The organism is Eubacteriaceae bacterium Marseille-Q4139 (genome assembly GCA_018223415.1).
Lineage (GTDB): Bacteria > Bacillota > Clostridia > Lachnospirales > Lachnospiraceae > CABSIM01.
Window position 1 is genome coordinate 2,302,857 of record JAGTTQ010000001.1, and the last position, 17,750, is coordinate 2,320,606.

The window sequence follows — 17,750 nt, forward strand, 5'->3', positions numbered from 1 at the left end:
AAAGGAGAGCAGTATGAGCAAGATTTTGATTGTTGAAGATGAAGAAAGCATTGCGGAGCTGGAGAAGGATTATCTTGAACTTTCCGGTTTTGAGGTGGAAATCGAGAATGAGGGGGAGAGCGGACTGAAACGTGCCCTTAATGAGGATTTCGACCTGTTTATTTTGGATCTGATGCTTCCGGGCGTCGACGGGTTTGAAATCTGCCGGAAGATCCGGGAGAAAAAGAATACGCCGATTATCATGGTTTCGGCCAAAAAGGATGACATTGACAAGATCCGTGGCCTTGGGCTCGGTGCGGACGATTATATTACGAAGCCTTTCAGCCCGAGCGAGATGGTGGCCCGCGTGAAGGCGCATATGTCACGGTACGAGCGCCTGATTGGAAGCGGCGCGCCGGTCAATGATGTGATTGAGATCCGCGGGTTAAAGATTGACAAGACGGCAAGGCGCGTCTATGTCAACGGCGAAGAGAAGAATTTCACGACAAAGGAGTTTGATCTCCTGACATTCCTGGCGCAGAACCCCAACCATGTCTATACGAAGGAAGAGCTGTTCTCTAAAATCTGGGACATGGAGTCCATCGGGGATATTGCGACGGTTACGGTTCATATCAAGAAGATCCGGGAGAAGATTGAGATGAATACGGCGAAGCCCCAGTACATTGAAACCATATGGGGGGTCGGCTACCGCTTTAAAGTGTAAAGTGAAAAAGATATCCATGAGAATCCTTGTGCATGCAGGGGTTCTCTTATTTTTATTGCGAAATTTGTTGAAAATTTGCAGATATCGGAATATGATAGAAGAAAAATGGCATGAGGGGGAAAACACAAATGAAAAAACGCAGTTTTTTGATTCTTGCGGCCGCCTTTACTGCGGCATTTTCCATGACGGCTTACGCCGGCGAATGGCAGTCAAGTGAAAATGGATGGTGGTATGCAAAGGACGATGGAACCTGGCCGGTGTCAGCCTGGGAATGGCTGGACGGAAACGGGGATGGCGTGTCGGAGTGCTACTATTTCGATGAAAACGGATATCTGCTGACGAACGGAACGGCTCCCGACGGCTCTCAGGTGAACGGAGACGGCGCATGGGTCGTGGACGGGCAGGTTCAGACGAAGACCGTGGAACCCGGCGGCCCCGGCGGCGGAAGCGGCGAGGACTGGAGTTCGGACGATGCGTATTACGACGATAGCTGGAACTCCTGGGGTTTTTATGATCCGTGGTATTATGACCCGTACTGGTATGACAGTGATCCCTACCTGAGCGAGGGCGATAAGGCTGCTTACCACTATGCGGCCCATTACTGGAAATATCCGGACAATTATGAATTAGTGCAGCAGGTGTGGACGCAGTATGAGCGGATTGCTGCAAATCCGAGCAATGAGACAGCTTCTCAGGAGATGGTCTGGGTAGAGGTTCCGGTCTGGCGGCTTTCCGGCGGCCAGAAGGTAGCGGGAACGGACCGCGTTCAGGTGATGAGCTCCATTGCAGATGATGTGAAAGCGATTTTCACGGAGATCTATAATGGGCCGGAGCAGTTCCCTATCAACAGCCTGGGCGGTTATAGCTGGAGAAGCAACGGCCTCACCAGCAATCACAGCGCCGGCCTTGCCATCGACATCAACCCGGATCAGAATCCCCAGGTTCGTGCCGACGGAACGGTGCTCGTGGGCAGCAAGTGGGAGCCGGGCGTCAACCCCTATTCCATCAGCCGCGACAGCGACGTGGTGAAGGCCTTCGGTGCCCATGGATGGAACTGGGGCGCGGCATTTTCGACGAAGGATTATATGCATTTTGATTTTTACTCTTATTAAAATAGGAAGGGATGGGAAGCAGGGGATTGGCTCTGCTTCCTATTTTTGTGCCCTTTTCAGCCCATCCAGATACTGAAACAGCCGGTTGGTATCGGCATTCAGCACAAGCTCTTCGGGGAATCCGATGGAGTTAAGCATTTGAAGGGCGGCCTTATGGTCGCCGACGCAGTAGCGGCTGTGAGCGTCGGAACTTACAATAACTGGGACTTCGTACTCCATGCAGAGCCTTGCTGCCATACGGCAGTTTTCATCGCTTCCCGGACGCACCTGAAAGGAGTTGGAGTTGATTTCCAGGATTTTTCCGTGCTGAGCGCAGGCTTTTACAACGGCGGGGAGATCGCAGGAGAATACGGGATTTCCGCAGTGCCCCAGGCAGTCTACATCCGGGTTTTCTATGACGGCCAGCCAGCCTTCCGTGTGGTCTTTCACAGATGCCGGATCTATGGCCTCTATATGATAGGAGGCGATGACGAAATCCAGCCGGGAAAGGAGGCTGTTCTCCAGGTCGAGACGGCCGTGAAAATCTTTGATATTCACCTCAGCTCCTTTTACGAGGCGCAGGCCGCCAATTTCCGAGGGAAGCCCATTCATGCAGAAAAAGTGGTGGGCAATGGCACCGTCCAGCATGCCGGGGCCGTGGTCGGTGATTCCGATGGCTGAAAAGCCGAGCTCTCTGGCGGCAGAGGCCATCTCGTCAAGGGTACTGTATGCATGCTGGCTCACCATGGTGTGGGTGTGCAGATCTGCGATTGTCTTTATCATAAGCAATTTCCTCCTGAAAGCATGAAAAAAGCGTTTTGGTATGTACAGATACGGGCGGGATGCCTTCGGCGGAACCTGGTGCCCGTTTTTTGTCGCCAACGCAAAATATGTATGCGCTGATTATATCACAGGAGTAAAATAAAGTAAATAAATAGGTAATTTTGACGTCAAATGTGTTGACACGAGTATGGAAATACCTTAGAATCAAACATGAAATATGACATGTTTACTCGTTCAAAATCGCAGATTTTCTGCTGAAATCCTCTGGAAAGTCTGAGACGGGATGGAGAATTTATGAAAATACGGCGGGATTGGATTGGTAAATTTTAGTAAATTACGTGTGGAGGAGAAGAAAATGAAAAAATGGTTGTTAATGGCACTTCCGGTTATGCTGAGTATGGCTATGGCAGGATGCGGTTCATCCAGTGAGACGTCCGGCAGCGGAAACAATGCCGCGGCAAGTGAGCCCATCAAGGTGACAGTCGGGGATTTCCTCGGAGAGACGTTCCTTTACCCGGTAAAAATTGCCAATGAAAAGGGATTTTTTGAGGAAGAGTTTGCGGAGGACAACATCGAGATCAGCGTGGAATACCTCGGAAGCGGCGCCGTTATGGTTGAGGCTTTGACGGCTGGAAACCTGGATATGTCTTTCCTGGGCGGCCAGCCGGCGTTCAGCGGCATCGCAAACGGCAATGAGACGAAGGTCATCAGTATGGCAACCGTGTCCACAACAGATCCGGTGCTTCTTGTGCGGGCAGATTCGGACATCACCGAGGTTTCCCAGCTTGCCGGACGTGACCTGGCTGTGAACATTGGTACTGACAACCATTATCAGATGTTAGAAATGCTGTCGTTAGGCGGCCTGACCGAGGATGACGTCAATGTCTATAACCTGAAGGGAACAGAGGCCTACACAGCTTTGGTGAGCGGAGAGATCGACTGCATGCAGAGCATTGCACCGAATACGGATAAATTCTTAGAAAACGGGGATGTGCGCGTACTCTGCAACCTGGAGGAAACCGGCGCCAGAAACAATCAGGTTCTCGTGGCAACCGAGGACTTCATGGAAGAGCACGGCGACATCATCGTCCGGTTCTTAAAGGTTCTTGACCGCGCCAACACCTACTATATGGAAAATACTGAGGAATGCCTGGATCTGCTGGCAGAATACTGCGAGGCCGACAGAGAGTACATGGAAGGCTATATGGACAAGTACGACTGTTCCCTGCACCTGACCCAGCAGGATAAGGACTACATGAAGAGGGAATATGAGTTCATGAGAAGCTCCGGGATTCTGGAGACGGACATCGACATCGACGGAATTTACGATGAGAGCTTCCTTGAGGAGGCATTCGGAGAATAATGGGAATCATCGATTTTCGCATGAGGCCGTTATACGGCGGGTATCAGGCCATGGAAAAAAACGGAACCGTTGACCGGTTCCTTTCCGGCCTGAATTGCGAGAAGACGGCTTCCATGAAGGAAAAGTCCCTAAAGCTTCTTGTAAAGGAGATGGATGAGGCCGGCGTGGAGCTGGCCGTAGTGCCGGGACGCCAGTCCAAAGGCACCTTTATTTCCAATGAAGAGTTGTTTGAAATAGGGAGGGCGTATCCCGGCCGGTTCGAGATTTTCCCGCTTTATACGCCGGAAAATCCCGAGGAAAGCCTGAAGGAAATCCGGACATACATAGACACGGAAGGGATCAAAGGCGTGTCCATCGAGCCGGGCTTCGGAAACAGCCTGCTCTTTGATGACGAGGCATACGAGCCTCTTTACCAGCTTTTGGAGGAGCAGGAGATGATCCTCATGGCGACCTTCAGCGGCTCGATTACGCCGGTGCTGGATCCGTCCCTTCCTGGCAGGTTCCAGAAAATCGCAAAAAACCATCCCGGCATGAAGGCCGTGGCCGGCCACGGCGGCTGGCCCTGGGTACGGGAGATGGTATGCGCCGCGTTTTTTGCGGAGAACATTTATCTGGCGCCGGATCTTTACAGCGTGAACTGCCCCGGCTGGCAGGACTGGAGAGACGCGGCCGCCGGCCTCGCCCGGGATAAGATCCTTTTTGGTTCCTCTTATCCGCTTTGCAGCGTATCCCGTGCCGTGGAAAACGTAAAGGAGTGGGGCCTTTTCCCGGAGGACGAGAGGAAAATCTTCCGGGAAAACGGCGCCGGGCTTTTAGGACTGAAATAAGAGAGGAAAGATAGAAAATGAAGAAGACACAGGATTCGACGGCTGTTTTTCGCAATTATTTTCTGGCGGTCATTGCGCCGGCCGCTGTGCTTGCGGCCTGGTTCATCGCCTCTGAGTTCGGGCTCGTGAGGGCCAGCATCCTTCCGTCGCCCAAGACGGTGTTTGCCACCGCCGCGGATCTCTGGAGAAGCGGCAAGATGGCGGAAGACCTGCTCATCAGTATCCAGAGGGTACTACGCGGCTTTTCCCTGGGCGCTGTGGCGGGGATTATCCTGGGCGGCATCATGGGCTTTTCCAAGACCTGCAACCGGATCTTCGGTTCCCTGGTGAATATCCTGCGGCCGGTTCCGATGCTTGCGTGGATCCCGCTTTTGATTTTATGGCTCGGCATCCAGGAGTCCTCAAAGACGGCCGTGATTTTCATCGGAAGCTTCTGGCCGGTTCTTTTAAACACCACCCACGGAATCCAGAGTACCGACACGAAGCTTTTGGAGGAAGCAAGGATTCTGGAAAAAAGTCCTTTATGCATCGTGCTTCAGGTATATCTCCCATCGGCTCTCCCGTCGGTGTTTACGGGGCTCAGGCTCGGCATCAGCTCTGCCTGGACGTGCGTGGTCGGAGCAGAAATGATCGCGGCCACCAGCGGTATCGGCTACATGATCCACTACGCCAGAGAGCTGGCACAGCCGGCGAAGGTGTTTGCCGGCGTCATCCACATCGGGCTCATCGGGCTTTTCATTGACAAGGTGCTGACGATGGTGCAGAGACGGCTGCTCAGTTGGGCATACACGGACGAGAAGTAGGGGGATTGGAATGGAAGAGAGAAAAGCACATCTGAAAATCGAGAACGTAAAGAAAGTGTTTCAGATCAGCGGACAGGAGCTCCCTGTGCTGGACGGCATTACCCTGGACATCAGGGAAGGGGAGTTTGTCAGCATCGTGGGCGCCAGCGGCTGCGGAAAAAGTACGCTTTTGAAAATGATTATCGGCCTGGATCACCCCACTTCCGGAACCATCCGCATCGGGGACAGGATCGTGGAAAAGCCTTCGGTGGACTGCGGCATGATTTTCCAGGAGGCCAGGCTTTACCCCTGGAAGACCGTCCAGTCCAACATCGAGTTCGGAATTACCGGGAAAATGAGCGCCGCAGAGAAAAAGCAGATCGTTCAGGAGCATATTGACCTGGTAGGATTAAAGGGCTTTGAGAAGGCGCTTCCCAAACAGCTCTCCGGCGGTATGCAGCAGCGTGTCAGCATCGCCAGGGCGCTGGTGAACCGGCCGGACGTGCTGCTTTTGGACGAGCCCTTCGGCGCTTTGGATGCCTTGACCCGTATCAACATGCAGAACGAGGTTTTAAGGATCTGGGAAACGGAGAAAAAGACCATGGTTCTGGTGACGCACGATATCGACGAGGCCATCTTCTTAAGCGACCGCATCGTGGTGCTCTCCAGCCGCCCTGGCCGGGTGGAGGAGATTGTGGAGGTGAGCCTTCCGAGGCCGAGAGAGCGCAGCAGCGAGGCGTTTATGAAGATTCGTGCCGGCATTTTCCGCTTCTTTTTCCAGGCGGCAAATTTCGGCGGCAAGCTGGAACAATATGTGTAGGAGATAATTTTGGGGGCTTCCGGTCCGGCGGGCGGGAGGCCCTTTCCCTTTAAAAGGAGAACATTATGAGAGAGCTTTTGAAGCATTCCAAAAAAATCCTAATCGGCGGCCACCGCGGCTGTGAATGCAGGTATCCGGAAAACTCCATTGCAGCCATGGAAGAGGGGATGCGCCAGGGAGCCGATTATCTGGAAATCGACGTGCAGCTTTCAAAAGACGGAAAGGCCGTGATTGTCCATGACGTGAAGCCGGAAAAAGGCGGCCTGACCGGCTATGTCCATGAACATGACTTTTCGGAATTAAAGGCAGCCATTCCAGGGCTCTGTACGCTCAGAGAGGCTTTGGAGTGGGGAAAAGAAAAAGGTGCATGGTTCGGCCTGGAATTAAAGACCGTTCCCTATGACATGAAAAAGGCCAACCGGAAACTTTTAACGGTTATGACAGAAGAGCTTCGACTGACAGGCATGACGGAACGGGTCTTCGCCTTCGGTGCAGATTACCAGATTTTAAAAGAACTGAAAGCGCAGATGCCGGAGCTTATGCTCGGGCTTATCGTCCCCTTTGTGCCGGCAGACCCGGTGAAGCTCATGAAAGAGATGGAAGCGGAAATTTATCTGTCTTATGTGTGGAATATGGAAAAAAAGATAGTGACAGAACTGCATGAAGCAGGTTATTATGTAGATGGAGCTATTTTAAAAGAAGAACGATGGATCAACATTGCCAGGGAAATCGGTGTGGACATGTATGAAACGGATTTCCCGGGAATCGAAGCGGCCAGGGAGCTGGCCGGATAACATGCAGGATGGGGAGATGAAGCATCTATGGTGACGCTTTTGGATGTGGCAGAGAGAGCCGGGGTCTCAAAATCCGCGGTCTCCAGGGCGCTGAGGGGTGACTCGGCGCTGTCGATCTCGGAGGAGACGAGAAAACGGATTTTTTCAGCGGCAGAGGAGCTTGGATATCAGACGAAAAAGCACAGGAAAGAAGGACGGCAGTACCAGATTGCCGTGATACATAAGGATACCCACTTTTTAAACCAGGTGGACAATGCCTATTATTTTTCTGTCCGCTACGGGATCGAGACGGCCTGCCGGGAGATGGGGATGCAGTGTTCGTTTCTTCCCTATTCCTTTCTCGCACAGCTTGACGAAAACCTGGACGGGGTCATTGTCACGGGAAATTTCCCCAGGGAGCAGATGGAAGAAATCTTAAAAAACAGCAGAAAGGTGAAGCGAGTGTTTTTGGGACAGTCCAACTTTTTCCCGGCGGAAATGGACTGGATTGCCTACGATGTGCAGGAGGCCGTTGACCTGGGAATGGATTATTTAAGATCACGCGGCCATAGACGGATTCTTTACTTAGGCGGTCTGGACGTGGACGGGACGCCGGAATGGGAGCGGAAACGGTACTATTTTAAACAGTATCTCAGCCGTCACGGAGAAATGGAAGGCATCGGGATGCTGGAAGGAGAACACGGCGTAGCAAGCGGCCGCAGCCTTATGGAAAACTGGCTAAAAAACGGCGGAGCTCTCCCGGATGCGATCTTTGTGTCCAATGATCCGCTTGCCATCGGCGCGCTCCAGGCTCTTCAGGAGCAGCGGGTCGAGGTGCCGGGAAACGTATCCATGGTGAGCATTAACGGAGACTGCACGGCGACGGCCACGGCGCCGCAGCTCTCCACGGTGGATGTCCACACGGAAGGCCTGGGCCGTGAGGCGGTTCGGGCACTGCTTTTAAGGCTTAAAGGAGATGTATCACCAGTACGGAAAATTTCCCTTTACCCCCGTCTGCTGGAAGGCGCCAGCGTGGGAGTTTTCGGTGAACCCCTCTCTTGACAGCCAGGAAAACCTCTGATATAGTTATACCTTGTGTGAAATGGGAAGATTCATGGGTCTCTTTTGAATCTTCTCGTTTTTTCTGGGGAAATTTAATTCTGGAAAGGCGATTTTGCCGCCTTTTGGGAACCATAGAGAAAGGATCAGGAATGGAAACAGTTAAATTTGAAGAGCTTCAGCTGAATGATAAAATTTTAAGAGCCGTGACAGACATGGGCTTCGAGGCGGCGTCGCCGATCCAGGCCCAGGCCATCCCGGTGCAGATGGAAGGGAAGGACATGATCGGCCAGGCCCAGACAGGAACGGGAAAGACGGCCGCCTTTGGCATCCCGCTTTTGGAGCGGGTGTCGCCGAAGAGCCGGAAGACCCAGGCCATCGTCCTCTGCCCCACGAGGGAGCTGGCGATCCAGGTGGCCGACGAGCTCCGGCGCCTTGCGAAATACCTGCACGGCATCAAGGTTCTGCCGGTCTACGGCGGCCAGGAGATTGTAAAGCAGATCCGCTCCTTAAAGGGCGGCGTCCAGATCATTGTCGGGACGCCAGGCCGTGTCATGGATCACATGCGGAGAAAGACCATCCGCACCGATGACATCCACACGGTTGTCTTAGACGAGGCCGATGAGATGTTAAACATGGGCTTTTTAGAGGACATGGAGACGATTTTAAGCCAGATGCCCGAAGAGCGCCAGACCGTCATGTTTTCGGCCACGATGCCGGAGGCTATTGCGGAGATTGCCAGAAAATTCCAGAAATCGCCGGAGATGGTGCGGGTCGTAAAGAAAGAGCTGACGGTGCCGAAGGTGACGCAGTATTACTATGAGGTGAAGCCGCGGAACAAGGTGGAGGTCATGTGCCGTCTTTTAGACCTGTACTCGCCGAAGCTTTCCGTGGTGTTCTGCAACACGAAAAAGCAGGTGGATGAGCTTGTGCAGGCGCTCCAGGGCCGCGGCTACTTCGCCGAGGGGCTTCACGGCGACTTAAAGCAGGAACAGCGAGACCGTGTCATGGACAGCTTCCGGAACGGGGCCACGGAAATCCTCGTGGCGACAGACGTGGCTGCCAGAGGCATCGACGTGGACGACGTGGAGGCTGTGTTCAACTTCGACATCCCCCAGGACGACGAGTATTATGTACACCGGATCGGAAGAACCGGCCGCGCCGGGAGAGAGGGACGCGCCTTCAGCCTGGCCGTCGGAAGCGAGGTTTATAAGCTCCGCGACATCCAGCGGTTCTGCAAGACGCGGATTGTGCCGCAGCCGATCCCGTCCTTAAACGATGTGACGGCCATCAAGGCAGAAAAAATCCTCGACCAGGTGCAGGAGCTGATCCGCGAGGGTGAGCTGGATAAGATGGCGCGGATCGTGGAAAAGCGGCTTCTGGCAGAGGATTACACGTCTTTAGAGCTGGCGGCGGCATTCCTTAAGATGACCATGGGCGACGACTACGAGGACATTGCTGAGGAAGCGTACCCGCTCCGCGACCTGGAAGACCTGGGAAGCCGCCGTAGTAACGGCCGGGGGAACGGAAGGCGCCGCGGACGCAGGGATGACGACGAATACGTGGACCGCAGGACGGCGAGAAACGGCATGACGCGGCTTTTCATCAACCTTGGAAAGAACCAGAACGTTAAGCCCGGCGACATCCTGGGCGCCATTGCCGGGGAGTCCGGCATGCCGGGACGTCTCGTGGGCAGTATCGACATGTACGACAAGTACACTTTCGTGGAGGTGCCGAGGGATCAGGCGGATATCGTGTTAAACGCAATGAACCATGTGAAAATTAAAGGACGGAACGTAAGAATGGAAGTGGCAGGCGCTGCGAGGAAATAGAAGGGCAGTGACGGATGCTTCTTATATAAAGAGTGGCAGATGAAGCGCGGGTCTCCGGGAATGGGAGGCCCGCGCTTGTTTAAAGCATATCCTGAACATGAATTGGCAGTTGTGGAAGCTTCCCTCCCCGCCTTTGACGGCGGGGAATAATATTTCTAACTGCCGGCTTCCTTTTTCGCCAACTATCGGATTTATTTGCAGCCAATCGTCGGAAAAATATTCAGCCAACCGTCGGAAAAAACTTGTAAAATTCACAGTTATGGCGCATAATAAAAACAACGTGAATGGAAACGAGGTGTTCCGAATGGAAAATTACAGAAAGAGAATCGCTGACGATATTCTAAAACGCAAACTGGAGGGCAAGGGGGCGGTCTTGATAGAAGGACCAAAATGGTGCGGCAAAACCACAACTGCCGAGCAGATTGCCGCCAGTATCTTGTATATGGATGACCCGGAAAAGAAAGAACAGAACATCACTATGTCTGAACTGAACCCAAAGCGCCTGTTAAAGGGTGCTGCACCGAGGCTTATCGACGAATGGCAGCTTGCCCCAAAACTTTGGGATGCCATTCGCTTTGAAGTTGACCATCGCCGTGAACTTGGACAGTTTGTGCTTACCGGTTCCGCTGTCCCTGCTGACACCAAGGAAATCACCCACTCCGGTACAGGACGATTTACCTGGCTGACAATGAGACCTATGAGCTTATACGAATCAGGAGATTCTACGGGAGATGTCAGCTTAAAAAGCTTATTCGACGGAGAAACAGAGGTTGACGGCGGCTCCAATCTCAGCATTGACCGTTTGGCCTTCCTTGTATGTCGAGGAGGCTGGCCGCAAGCGGTAGATATGCGTGATGAGATTGCACTTGATCAGGCAATAGACTATTACGATGCTGTTGTCCATTCCGACATTAACCGGGCAGACAACGTGCAGAAGAATCCCGAAAGAGTCAAAAGACTTATGCGTTCCTACGCAAGGAACCAGGGTGCTCAAGTACCAAACACAGTTCTAGCACAGGACATTGCGGCCAATGATGAGTTCACAATCAATGAAGAAACGGTTGCTTCCTATGTAAACGCTCTCCGAAAAATCTTTGTAGTCGAAGATATGCCTGCATGGAATCCGAATCTCCGCTCAAAAACTGCGATTCGCTCGTCTGACACTCGGTATTATGTTGACCCTTCTATCGCTGCTGCGGCTTTGGGCATCGGTCCGAATGATTTGGTGAATGACTTAAAGACTTTCGGATTTCTCTTTGAAACGCTTTGCATCAGAGACCTTCGTGTATTTGCGGATGCTCTGAATGGTGAGGTTTACCATTATCGAGACAAAGACGGACAAGAATGCGATGCGGTCGTTCATTTGAGAAACGGCAAATACGGTCTCATTGAAATCAAGCTTGGCGGCGATAAGTTCATTGAGGAAGGTGCAAAGAGTCTGAAATCCATGGAAGCGAAGATCGATACCGATAAAATGAAAGCTCCGTCTTTCCTCATGGTTTTGACGGGGAACGGTGACTGGGCATATCGCCGTCATGATGGAGTATATGTTGTTCCCATCGGCTGCTTAAAAAGCTAAATTAGAGAACAGAATGAAGTGATGGAGTCCGTGTGTGTGGCCCGCTTGGACGTTTCCTGGAAAGATTTCCCGGCATTTTGCCGGGATTTTTTCCTGTACACGATGATTTTAGTAGTTAACAAACCGCCATGGATATGTTAAAATGAACCATAGCAAAAACTTAGGGCCAGATGGCCGGTAAAAGGGGGAGAATTGCCGATGACAGGAAATTACATGGCCTACATAGGCTCTTATTCCTATACGGGGAAGGCAAAAGGGATTACGGTTTACGACGTGGATGTGGAAGCGGGGACATTTATTTACCGCTGTGAGGTAGAAGTGGACAACTCTTCCTATGTACAGGCCTCCAACAACGGGAAAATCCTGTACTCCATCGCAGATGAAGGCGTCGTATCGTTCCGGATCCTGGAAAACGGAAGTCTGTCGAGGATCAACAGCGCCAACATCAAGGGGATGCGCGGCTGCCATCTGTCGACGGATACGGATAACAAGTATATTTTTGTTTCGGGGTATCATGACGGGAAAATGACGGTATTAAAGCTTAATAAGGACGGTTCCGTGGGCCGGATCACTGACGGCGTGTTCCACAAGGGCCTGGGCAGCGTTGCGGAGCGGAACTACCGCCCCCACGTGAGCTGCAGCCGCCTGACGCCGGACGGCCGGTTTCTGATGGTGGCAGATCTTGGAATCGACCAGATTAAGGTGTACCGTTTTGATAAGAACGAGGGACGTGTCATGCTGGTGGACACGATCCGCTGCGAGCTGGAATCGGCGCCGAAGCGGTTTATTTTCAGCCAGGATGGCCGGTTCTTCTATGTGCTTTATGAACTGAAAAATGTGATCGACGTGTTTTCCTACAAAGAGGGGGAGAGGACGCCGATTGTGGAGAAAATCCAGACGGTTTCCACCACGGGCGGTGAGACAAGCCGGATGACGGCGGCCTGCGCCATGCGGTTTACGCCGGATGAAAAGCATCTGTTCTGCTCGAATGCCGGGGACAATACGGTATCCCTTTACGAGAGGGACGCAGAGACCGGGCTTCTGACCTTCAAATTCTGCCTGCCCATCAGCGGCGATTACCCGAAGGACATCGCTGTTTTCCCGGACGGAAAGCATCTGGCTTCCATCAACCATGAGGGCTCCGTTTCGTTCTTCCGCGTGGACTACGAAAAGGGACTCCTCGTCATGAGCAGCAGGAGCATTCCCATCAACGAGCCCAACTGCTGTGAGATCGTCAAGATAAGATAGGAGACAAAAGGAATGGCTGCTGGCTCAACAACAGGGACAATTTTTAAAGTAACCACATGGGGCGAATCCCACGGAAAGGCCATCGGCGTCGTCGTGGACGGCTGTCCGGCGGGACTGCCTTTAAAGGAAGCGGATATTCAGGAATACCTGGATCGGAGAAAGCCGGGCCAGAGCCGCTATGCCACGAAGCGGAACGAGGCTGACGAGGTGGAAATTCTCTCCGGCGTATTCGAGGGGAAGACGACGGGAACGCCGATTTCCATGATTGTGAGAAATACGGATCAGAGGTCAAAGGATTACAGCCAGATTGCCTCCTGCTACCGGCCGGGGCATGCGGACTATACCTTTGATGAAAAATTTGGCTTCCGGGATTACCGCGGAGGCGGACGTTCCTCAGCCAGGGAGACCATCGGACGCGTGGCGGCCGGCGCTGTGGCGGCAAAGGTGCTGCGGGCCTTGGGGATTACGGTGAAGGCGTACACGAAATCCATCGGCCCGGTGGAGATCGACCCAGAGCGGTTCGACCTTTCGGAGGCGGAAAACAATCGTCTCTGCATGCCGGATAAGGAAGCGGCAGAGAGGGCGGCAGCATATCTCGAAGAAAAAATGGCGGCCTGCGATTCGGCCGGCGGCGTCGTGGAGTGTGTGACAGACGGACTTCCGGCAGGCCTGGGAGAGCCGGTCTTTGAAAAGCTGGACGCCAACCTGGCGAAGGCCATCCTTTCCATAGGAGCTGTGAAGGGCTTTGAGATTGGAGACGGATTCGCGGCCGCCAGATCGGCCGGTTCGGAGAACAACGACGCGTTCCGAAGGGATGCAGACGGAACCATCATAAAAAAGACAAACCACGCCGGCGGTGTCCTGGGCGGAATCAGCGACGGGAGCCGCCTTGTGTTCCGGGCGGCCTTTAAGCCGACGCCGTCCATTGCAAGGCCCCAGGAGACCGTGGACAGAGACGGAAACGAGATGGAGCTTTCCATCCACGGGCGTCACGATCCGGTGGTAGTACCGCGTGCGGCAGTAGTGGTTGAGGCCATGGCGGCCATCGCGGTGCTTGATATGCTGTTTTTATCCATGACCTCAAGACTGGACATGCTCCAGATGTTTTTCCAGGTGGAGGCGGCTGAAGATACAGAAAACGAATGAGAGGAAAAGAAACATGAAGATTGCAATGGGAAATGACCACTCCGCGGTGGAGATGAAAAATATCATCAAGGAACATCTGATTTCAAAGGGATATGAAGTCATGGATCTCGGGACGAACTCCGAGGAGAGCTGTGACTACCCGGTTTACGGCGAGAAAGTGGGACGTGCCGTGGCATCCGGCGAGGCGGATCTCGGTATCGCCATCTGCGGAACCGGCGTCGGGATTTCCCTGGCGGCCAACAAGGTAAAGGGCATCCGCGCCTGCGTGTGCAGCGAGCCCTACACGGCAAAGCTTTCCAGGATGCACAACAATTCCAATGTGCTGGCCTTCGGCGCAAGAGTCGTCGGAAGCGAACTGGCGAAGATGATCGTGGACGAGTGGCTGGCGGCAGAGTTTGAAGGCGGCCGCCACCAGAGACGCGTTGACCTGATTATGGCGATTGAGGGAAAAGACGAATAGGGAAGAAATAAGAAAAGTGTGCGCGGACGGCGCACACTTTTTATGGAATTAAAGCTCTGTTTTAATAAAGATATCGTAGATAGCGCGGACGGCGTTTTCAAAGTCCTCGTTCTGGACGCCGATGATGATGTTCATTTCGCTGGAGCCCTGGTCGATCATCTTCACGTTGATTCTGGCATGGGCCAGGGCGGAGAAGACGCGGCCGGCCGTCCCGCGGGCAGATTTCATGCCGCGGCCCACGACAGCGACGAGGGCCAGATCTGATTCCAGATCCACAGAATCCGGCTTTACGGCCCGGTGGATCCCGGCGATGACAGACTGCTCTTTTTCCTGGAATTCCTCCTGATGGACGAAGACGGTCATGGTGTCGATACCGGACGGTGCATGCTCAAAGGAGAGGCCGCATTTTTCAAAGACCTCCAGCACCTTGCGGCCGAAGCCGATTTCCATGTTCATCATGGCTTTTTCGATGTTGACGGCACAGAAGCCCTTTTTTCCGGCCACGCCGGTGATGATGTAGCGGGGCTTTTTGGAGGTGTCTTCCACGATCATGGTTCCCGGCGCCTCCGGCTTGTTGGTATTCCGGATGTTGATTGGGATGCCCTCCTTGCGGACGGGGAAAATGGAGTCCTCATGGAGTACGCTGGCGCCCATGTAGGACAGCTCCCGGAGTTCCTTATACGTGATAGTCTCGATGGGAACCGGATTTTCCACGATTCTGGGATCAGCCACAAGGAAGCCGGACACGTCCGTCCAGTTTTCGTAGAGATCGGCGTGAAGCGCCCGGGCCACCAGAGAGCCGGTGATGTCGGAGCCGCCCCTTGAGAAGGTGGCGATGGAACCGTCCGGCTTTGAGCCGTAGAAGCCGGGGATGACGGCCTGCTTATATTGGGCCAGCCGTTCCTCCAGCTCTCTGTTCGTCTCCTCAGAGAGGAATGCGCCGGTTTCATCAAAAAAGATCACTTCGGCTGCGTCGATGAACGGAAAGCCGAGGTAGGCGGACATGATAAGGCCGTTTAAATATTCCCCGCGGGAGGCGGCGTAATCCCTTCCTGCGCCGGCGACGAAGTTTTCTTCTATTTTGTCAAATTCAAAATCCAGGTTCAGGTTGAGATCCAGGCCGTCGATGATATCCTGGAACCTTTTTCTGATCTGATCGAGGATGCGGATATAGCTCTGGCCGGTGGAAGCGGCGTCGTAGCACTGGTAGAGAAGGTCTGTGACCTTCGTGTCCTTGACGTCGCGTTTCCCGGGAGCCGACGGGACGACAAACGCCCGCGACCGATCCGCATCAATGATTGCCTTTACCTTTTTAAACTGGCGGGCGCTGGCTAAGGAGCTGCCGCCGAATTTTACAACTTTTTTCATCTCTTTTTAGTCTCCTGCATCTATGTCTTAATGGATGAGCTTTATCTGTGGGAAGTATTCAAAAAGCACCTGGGCGATGATTTTATCTTTGGAGATATAGGGATTTTTCCAGTATCTGGCATCCAGTGACCAGTTCCGGTTGTCGCCCATCATGAAATAACAGCCCTCGGGCACCTCAAAATGGAAGGTTTCGCCCTGGTTCATCTCCTCGGCCAGGTACGGCTCTTCAAGCGGTGTGTCGGAGCCGTTTAAGTAGACTTTATCGTCCACAATGTCGATGACATCGCCGGGAATGCCGATGATCCGCTTCACATAGTAAATGGTTTTCCCGCGTTTCCCGACGTCGGATTCACAGTAGGGGCAGATTTCCTGTTTTTCCCCCTCAATGGTGTTGCCGCAGGCCGGGCACTCCCAGCCGAAGACGAAAATTACCACGTCGCCCCGCTCCGGATCGGTGAAGAGATAGTTAAGCCGGGAGCCGATGACGCGGCTTCCGGTCATGATCGTGTTCTCCATGGAGCCGCTGGGAACCTCGCTGTTGGCGATGATGAATGTTGTCAGTACGAAGGCAATGACCGCGGCTGCCGCCAGGATCTGGATCCAGCTTATGATCTCCGCCTTCCAGTCTATTTTTCCTTTTGGTTTCTGTTCTTTTTCTTTTTCCATAATTTTCTTCTAACCCTCTATTTGACGAATGATACTGAAAAGCAATATAATGAGTTTATGATAATTTTGGAAGTTTCGCAAGCCCTTTTCGCAAATGGTAAGAAAAAAAATCGGGGGAAAAGACAAAATGGAGAGAAATTGGAAAAAATGGACAGGACGATTGGCCCTTTTGGGAGCTGTGTTATTTTTGGCCGGCGGTGCACTTCTTTTGGCCGCCAGGCGCATTTCCGGCTTTTCCGACTGGTATTCTGCCCATGTTTACCCGGTTCTTGTGGCGTCCGTAGGCCGGATTTTCGGACTTTTTCCGTTTTCCGCGGTGGAGATGTTCCTCTATCTCTCTGTCCTCCTGGCTGTTTTCTGGGCCGTGCGCCACTGGAGGCGGCCGTTTTTCGTGATTGCATCGGTTTTCTGTTACTGCGGGGCGCTTCTTTTCCTCTATGCGGCAAACTGCGGGATCAATTATTACCGAAAGCCGTTTTCCGCTTATCTCGGCCTGGAGACGGGAAAGGCGGGCCGTGACGACCTTTACGACCTCTGTGCATGGCTGACAGACCAGGTCAACGAGGCGTCAAAGACCCGCGGGGAGACGTATGAAGAAACCGTGGAGAAGCGGGGAGCCATGACTATGGAGGCGCTTTCTGAAACGTACCCGGCCCTTTCCGGCTTTTATCCGCAGCCGAAGCCGGTGGCCGTCTCCTGGATTCTCTCTGTCCAGCAGTGTTCCGGCGTCTATTCGCCGTTTACGATTGAGGCCAACTATAACCAGGACATGACATCTTACAACATCCCTCACACGATTTGCCATGAGCTCTCCCATCTGCGCGGGTTCATGCGGGAGGACGAGGCAAATTTTATCGGGTACCTGGCCTGTCTGAACTCGCCGTTTTCGGACTATAATTACAGTGGGTACTTATGCGGATGGATTTATGCCGGAAATGCCCTGGCGAAGGAGGACTACGAGGCGTATGTCTCCCTTTACGGCCGCCTGGAGCCGGAGGTTCGTGAGGATCTTGCGGAAAACAGCGCTTTTTGGGCGAAATATGAGGGAAAAGTGGCCGAAGCCGCCGATAAGGTCAACAATACCTACTTAAAGGCCAACGGCCAGCCGGAGGGGACGAAGACCTACGGGCGGGCTGTGGATCTGATGCTTGCGGATTTCCTGGAAAACCGCAAGGATTCTTCTTGTAACCGGGATATGAAAATGGTAAAATAAAGACAAAATAACGGCATGAAAATGCTTTGGTATGAGG

Annotated in this window: 17 protein-coding genes; 14 read left to right on the forward strand and 3 right to left on the reverse strand. The window is 53.2% G+C overall.

The genetic code is table 11. The annotated features are described in order from the left end of the window. The first annotated feature begins 13 nt into the window (after positions 1–13). Together KE531_10910 and KE531_10915 are read left to right on the forward strand one after the other, a co-directional pair. Positions 14–703 (forward strand): response regulator transcription factor, encoded by a 690-nt coding sequence (locus tag KE531_10910; GenBank protein MBR9954112.1) that lies wholly within the window; start codon positions 14–16, stop codon positions 701–703. 128 nt (positions 704–831) lie between these two features. Continuing rightward, a complete protein-coding gene (locus KE531_10915) occupies positions 832–1,815 on the forward strand; it encodes a M15 family metallopeptidase (GenBank protein MBR9954113.1) in 984 nt (327 codons plus the stop codon). 39 nt (positions 1,816–1,854) lie between these two features. Here the strand turns inward: KE531_10915 and KE531_10920 are convergent, their stop codons facing one another. After that, positions 1,855–2,574: a phosphatase gene (locus KE531_10920; protein ID MBR9954114.1), complete on the reverse strand. Its 720-nt coding sequence runs from the start codon at positions 2,572–2,574 to the stop codon at positions 1,855–1,857. A 358-nt stretch (positions 2,575–2,932) separates the two neighbouring features. Here KE531_10920 and KE531_10925 point away from each other — a divergent pair, with 358 nt between their 5' ends. From KE531_10925 to rpiB, 11 genes are all read left to right on the forward strand, one after another. Continuing rightward, a complete protein-coding gene (locus KE531_10925; protein ID MBR9954115.1) occupies positions 2,933–3,940 on the forward strand; it encodes an ABC transporter substrate-binding protein in 1,008 nt (335 codons plus the stop codon). Further along, complete coding sequence (locus KE531_10930) at positions 3,940–4,767, forward strand: amidohydrolase family protein (protein MBR9954116.1); 828 nt, start codon at positions 3,940–3,942, stop codon at positions 4,765–4,767. The genes KE531_10925 and KE531_10930 overlap by 1 nt, the downstream gene beginning before the upstream one ends. Positions 4,768–4,784: 17 nt before the next feature. Further along, a complete protein-coding gene (locus tag KE531_10935; protein ID MBR9954117.1) occupies positions 4,785–5,570 on the forward strand; it encodes an ABC transporter permease in 786 nt (261 codons plus the stop codon). Between the two features lie 10 nt (positions 5,571–5,580). After that, complete coding sequence (locus KE531_10940; protein ID MBR9954118.1) at positions 5,581–6,369, forward strand: ABC transporter ATP-binding protein; 789 nt, start codon at positions 5,581–5,583, stop codon at positions 6,367–6,369. Between the two features lie 65 nt (positions 6,370–6,434). Then, a complete protein-coding gene (locus tag KE531_10945) occupies positions 6,435–7,163 on the forward strand; it encodes a glycerophosphodiester phosphodiesterase (GenBank protein ID MBR9954119.1) in 729 nt (242 codons plus the stop codon). Between the two features lie 27 nt (positions 7,164–7,190). After that, positions 7,191–8,204 carry a LacI family DNA-binding transcriptional regulator gene (locus tag KE531_10950; GenBank protein MBR9954120.1) on the forward strand — a complete coding sequence of 338 codons (1,014 nt, stop codon included), beginning with the start codon at positions 7,191–7,193 and terminating at the stop codon, positions 8,202–8,204. A 149-nt stretch (positions 8,205–8,353) separates the two neighbouring features. Further along, positions 8,354–10,033, forward strand: coding sequence for a DEAD/DEAH box helicase (locus KE531_10955; protein ID MBR9954121.1), 1,680 nt, complete (start codon positions 8,354–8,356; stop codon positions 10,031–10,033). A 304-nt stretch (positions 10,034–10,337) separates the two neighbouring features. Then, a complete protein-coding gene (locus KE531_10960; GenBank protein MBR9954122.1) occupies positions 10,338–11,612 on the forward strand; it encodes an ATP-binding protein in 1,275 nt (424 codons plus the stop codon). A 198-nt stretch (positions 11,613–11,810) separates the two neighbouring features. Further along, complete coding sequence (locus KE531_10965; protein ID MBR9954123.1) at positions 11,811–12,860, forward strand: lactonase family protein; 1,050 nt, start codon at positions 11,811–11,813, stop codon at positions 12,858–12,860. A gap of 12 nt (positions 12,861–12,872) precedes the next feature. Next, the gene (aroC, locus tag KE531_10970) at positions 12,873–14,006 is read left to right on the forward strand and encodes a chorismate synthase (GenBank protein ID MBR9954124.1); all 1,134 of its coding nucleotides are present in this window, start codon (positions 12,873–12,875) and stop codon (positions 14,004–14,006) included. A 13-nt stretch (positions 14,007–14,019) separates the two neighbouring features. After that, positions 14,020–14,466 carry a ribose 5-phosphate isomerase B gene (gene rpiB, locus KE531_10975; protein ID MBR9954125.1) on the forward strand — a complete coding sequence of 149 codons (447 nt, stop codon included), beginning with the start codon at positions 14,020–14,022 and terminating at the stop codon, positions 14,464–14,466. A 48-nt stretch (positions 14,467–14,514) separates the two neighbouring features. Here rpiB and KE531_10980 read toward each other — a convergent pair whose 3' ends face one another. Both KE531_10980 and lepB read right to left on the reverse strand, forming a co-directional pair. Beyond that, positions 14,515–15,834: an aspartate kinase gene (locus tag KE531_10980; GenBank protein ID MBR9954126.1), complete on the reverse strand. Its 1,320-nt coding sequence runs from the start codon at positions 15,832–15,834 to the stop codon at positions 14,515–14,517. A gap of 27 nt (positions 15,835–15,861) precedes the next feature. Next, positions 15,862–16,500: a signal peptidase I gene (lepB, locus tag KE531_10985; protein MBR9954127.1), complete on the reverse strand. Its 639-nt coding sequence runs from the start codon at positions 16,498–16,500 to the stop codon at positions 15,862–15,864. Positions 16,501–16,594: 94 nt separating this feature from the next. Here lepB and KE531_10990 point away from each other — a divergent pair, with 94 nt between their 5' ends. Continuing rightward, complete coding sequence (locus KE531_10990) at positions 16,595–17,713, forward strand: DUF3810 domain-containing protein (GenBank protein ID MBR9954128.1); 1,119 nt, start codon at positions 16,595–16,597, stop codon at positions 17,711–17,713. The last annotated feature ends 37 nt before the right edge of the window (positions 17,714–17,750 follow it).

What these genes read in the sequence shown, in the direction of transcription:
- KE531_10910 (MBR9954112.1), top strand. Translation starts at nt 14, where the DNA reads ATGAGCAAGATTTTGATTGTTGAAGATGAAGAAAGCATTGCGGAGCTG.
- KE531_10915 (MBR9954113.1), top strand. Translation starts at nt 832, where the DNA reads ATGAAAAAACGCAGTTTTTTGATTCTTGCGGCCGCCTTTACTGCGGCA.
- KE531_10925 (MBR9954115.1), top strand. Translation starts at nt 2,933, where the DNA reads ATGAAAAAATGGTTGTTAATGGCACTTCCGGTTATGCTGAGTATGGCT.
- KE531_10930 (MBR9954116.1), top strand. Translation starts at nt 3,940, where the DNA reads ATGGGAATCATCGATTTTCGCATGAGGCCGTTATACGGCGGGTATCAG.
- KE531_10935 (MBR9954117.1), top strand. Translation starts at nt 4,785, where the DNA reads ATGAAGAAGACACAGGATTCGACGGCTGTTTTTCGCAATTATTTTCTG.
- KE531_10940 (MBR9954118.1), top strand. Translation starts at nt 5,581, where the DNA reads ATGGAAGAGAGAAAAGCACATCTGAAAATCGAGAACGTAAAGAAAGTG.
- KE531_10945 (MBR9954119.1), top strand. Translation starts at nt 6,435, where the DNA reads ATGAGAGAGCTTTTGAAGCATTCCAAAAAAATCCTAATCGGCGGCCAC.
- KE531_10950 (MBR9954120.1), top strand. Translation starts at nt 7,191, where the DNA reads ATGGTGACGCTTTTGGATGTGGCAGAGAGAGCCGGGGTCTCAAAATCC.
- KE531_10955 (MBR9954121.1), top strand. Translation starts at nt 8,354, where the DNA reads ATGGAAACAGTTAAATTTGAAGAGCTTCAGCTGAATGATAAAATTTTA.
- KE531_10960 (MBR9954122.1), top strand. Translation starts at nt 10,338, where the DNA reads ATGGAAAATTACAGAAAGAGAATCGCTGACGATATTCTAAAACGCAAA.
- KE531_10965 (MBR9954123.1), top strand. Translation starts at nt 11,811, where the DNA reads ATGACAGGAAATTACATGGCCTACATAGGCTCTTATTCCTATACGGGG.
- aroC (MBR9954124.1), top strand. Translation starts at nt 12,873, where the DNA reads ATGGCTGCTGGCTCAACAACAGGGACAATTTTTAAAGTAACCACATGG.
- rpiB (MBR9954125.1), top strand. Translation starts at nt 14,020, where the DNA reads ATGAAGATTGCAATGGGAAATGACCACTCCGCGGTGGAGATGAAAAAT.
- KE531_10980 (MBR9954126.1), bottom strand. Translation starts at nt 15,834, where the DNA reads ATGAAAAAAGTTGTAAAATTCGGCGGCAGCTCCTTAGCCAGCGCCCGC.
- lepB (MBR9954127.1), bottom strand. Translation starts at nt 16,500, where the DNA reads ATGGAAAAAGAAAAAGAACAGAAACCAAAAGGAAAAATAGACTGGAAG.
- KE531_10990 (MBR9954128.1), top strand. Translation starts at nt 16,595, where the DNA reads ATGGTAAGAAAAAAAATCGGGGGAAAAGACAAAATGGAGAGAAATTGG.